The organism is Boseongicola sp. (assembly GCF_057460485.1).
The window spans coordinates 1-2,249 of the sequence record NZ_JBVCWP010000430.1 but is presented as its reverse complement, the minus strand read 5'-3'; the positions used below and the strand labels follow the sequence as shown (position 1 = coordinate 2,249).

General features: G+C 55.6%; 2 protein-coding genes and 1 pseudogene. All 3 read right to left on the bottom strand.

Annotated elements, in window-relative coordinates; genetic code table 11:
• A pseudogene (locus AC221Y_RS23195) lies at positions 1-152 on the bottom strand (IS6 family transposase); the annotation flags it as partial.
• A gap of 84 nt (positions 153-236) precedes the next feature.
• Positions 237-1,382, bottom strand: a complete 1,146-nt coding sequence (locus AC221Y_RS23190; RefSeq protein ID WP_486708643.1) for an iron-containing alcohol dehydrogenase — start codon at positions 1,380-1,382, stop codon at positions 237-239.
• A 1-nt stretch (position 1,383) separates the two neighbouring features.
• On the bottom strand, positions 1,384-2,249 hold an 866-nt coding region (locus tag AC221Y_RS23185; protein ID WP_486708642.1), incomplete at its 5' end, for a ketose-bisphosphate aldolase.

Genomic DNA, 2,249 nt, shown 5'->3' with positions numbered 1-2,249 from the left:
TAGAGGTGGCGTTCCTGGATAAAATGATTGTAGACAGGGGCATGGTCGGCAACGAATTTCTGCAAACTTCGCATGCGCCGGAACCGTGGCATCACCTGTTCCCGCCGTCGAAAAGGCAGGTAAAAATTTTCCTCTCGGTTGTTCAGCCAGCGGCGACCATATTACTACATTGAAACGCTTGCCGGCCGCTCTAGTAGCCTCCCGCGAAATTCGATTCAAAGTCTATTGAATCCTAGCTATCCGGCCTCTTTGAGAGCGCGAGCCAGATCTTCGGATCCAACCGGAAAAGGGTTAGCTGACATCGAAGAGGAAAGCTTGGCTTCTTCGGCTATGGCATTCAAATTTGAGCTTGCAGGAATAAGGTTGGATAGCTTGGGAAGACCCCATTGGTCCATCTTGTTTTCAAGCGTTGCGAATGCTTGCGTTGTGTTCCCGCCAAGGGATGACACGATCCAGGCTTCAACCTCCAAATATCGTTCCAAACTTGAGTTTTCGATGGCGCACCGGCGCCTGTTCATACGCAGCACCGACGGCAGCAGTCTACCGCACAAGGCACCGTGAGGTGCCCCGGAGCGGCCGCCAATGACGCCAGCCAGGCCATGAACTGCCCCAAGGCCCGAATTCGCAAGAGCAAGCCCTCCCAACAGGCTCGTCAATGCCAAGTCGTCGCGCGCACCTGAGTCCTCGGTCGCCATCAGACGGGCCAGTGCCGAAAATCCACGAGGAATTGCATCAAAGCAAAGCGCATCGGTCAATGGGTTGGCCTTGGCGGAAATATAAGGTTCTATAACCTGAGTAATGGCATCCAACCCGGACGCCAACGTAACCCCCCGTGGGCTCCTGTCGGTAAGGGATGGGTCGATGATTGCGACGTCGGCAATCATCCGGTCGTCGCGCAAGCTGACCTTGCGGCCACGTTCTGGAACAGAAATCACGGCATTTTTTGTCACTTCGGCCCCAGTCCCCGCGGTTGTTGGAATGGCAACGAAAGGTAAGGGGCCTACATCCAAAGGTTGACCTTTTCCCACGACTTCCAGATAGTCCAGCAACTTACCGCGGTTCGGGATCAAAGCAGCGACAGCTTTTCCCAGATCTATCGTTGAGCCGCCGCCGACGGCAACGACAACATCAATCCCTTGCTCGCGACCGAGCGCCAGCGTTTCTGCAACCTGCGCAAGCGTGGGCTCACCGCTCGAATAACAAGTGAATACATTGCAATCTGCACCCTGTAGGCGGTGCGAAAACCCGTCTACCCACTCCAACGAGCGCCCACGCACCAACAGGATCCTATGCCCGAAAGCGCGCACCAGCTCATGGGCGTTTTGGGTCTGTCCTCGCCCGAACAAAATCTTTCCTGCTGTCACGAAAGAGAAATTCTTCATCTTAGACTCCGGTTGTAAATTTGCTATTTTCAGCATAGAGAGTGGCCATTTCCGAAAGTGGAAGCGACTTGATCTTGCCGGCGTTTCCGGCGGCACCAAATTGTTCGTAGCGATCACGGCAGATGGCGGACATCGCCTTGATCCCCGGCGCCAGATACTTACGCGGATCGAATTCACCTGGGTGTTCAGCAAAGACCTTGCGGATCGCCCCCGTCAGCGCCATTCGCAGATCGGTATCGACATTCACCTTGCGCACCCCGTGCGCGATACCCTTCTGGATCTCATCGACGGGAACGCCCCAGGTCGGCGCGATAACGCCGCCATATGCATTGATGATATCCTGCAGTTCTTGCGGCACCGAGGATGAACCGTGCATCACCAGATGGGTGTTGGGCAAGCGGGCGTGGATTGCATTCAACGCCGCCATCGCAAGTATATCACCGTCTGGCTTGCGCGTGAACTTGTAAGCGCCGTGCGAGGTGCCGATCGCAACCGCCAGCGCGTCAACTTGGGTCAGGCGCACAAAATCCGCGGCTTCTTCCGGATCGGTGACCAGCATGTCGCGACTGAGTTCTCCGTCAAAGCCGTGGCAGTCCTCTGCCTCACCTTTTCCGGTTTCCAAAGAACCCAGATGGCCCAGTTCACCCTCAACCGAAACACCGACAAGATGCGCCATTTCGGTGACTTTTGCCGTCACGCGCACATTGTAATCAAAATCTGACGGTGTTTTACCATCCGCAGTCAGAGACCCGTCCATCATGATCGAGGAATACCCGTTCGTGATTGCCGACATACAGGTCGCAGGCGAATTTCCGTGATCCTGATGCATGCAGACCGGCAGATGCGGGTAGAGTTCAATGGCTGCAC

Coding starts and splice junctions, on each gene's coding strand:
- AC221Y_RS23190 (WP_486708643.1), bottom strand. CDS start 1,382: ATGAAGAATTTCTCTTTCGTGACAGCAGGAAAGATTTTGTTCGGGCGA.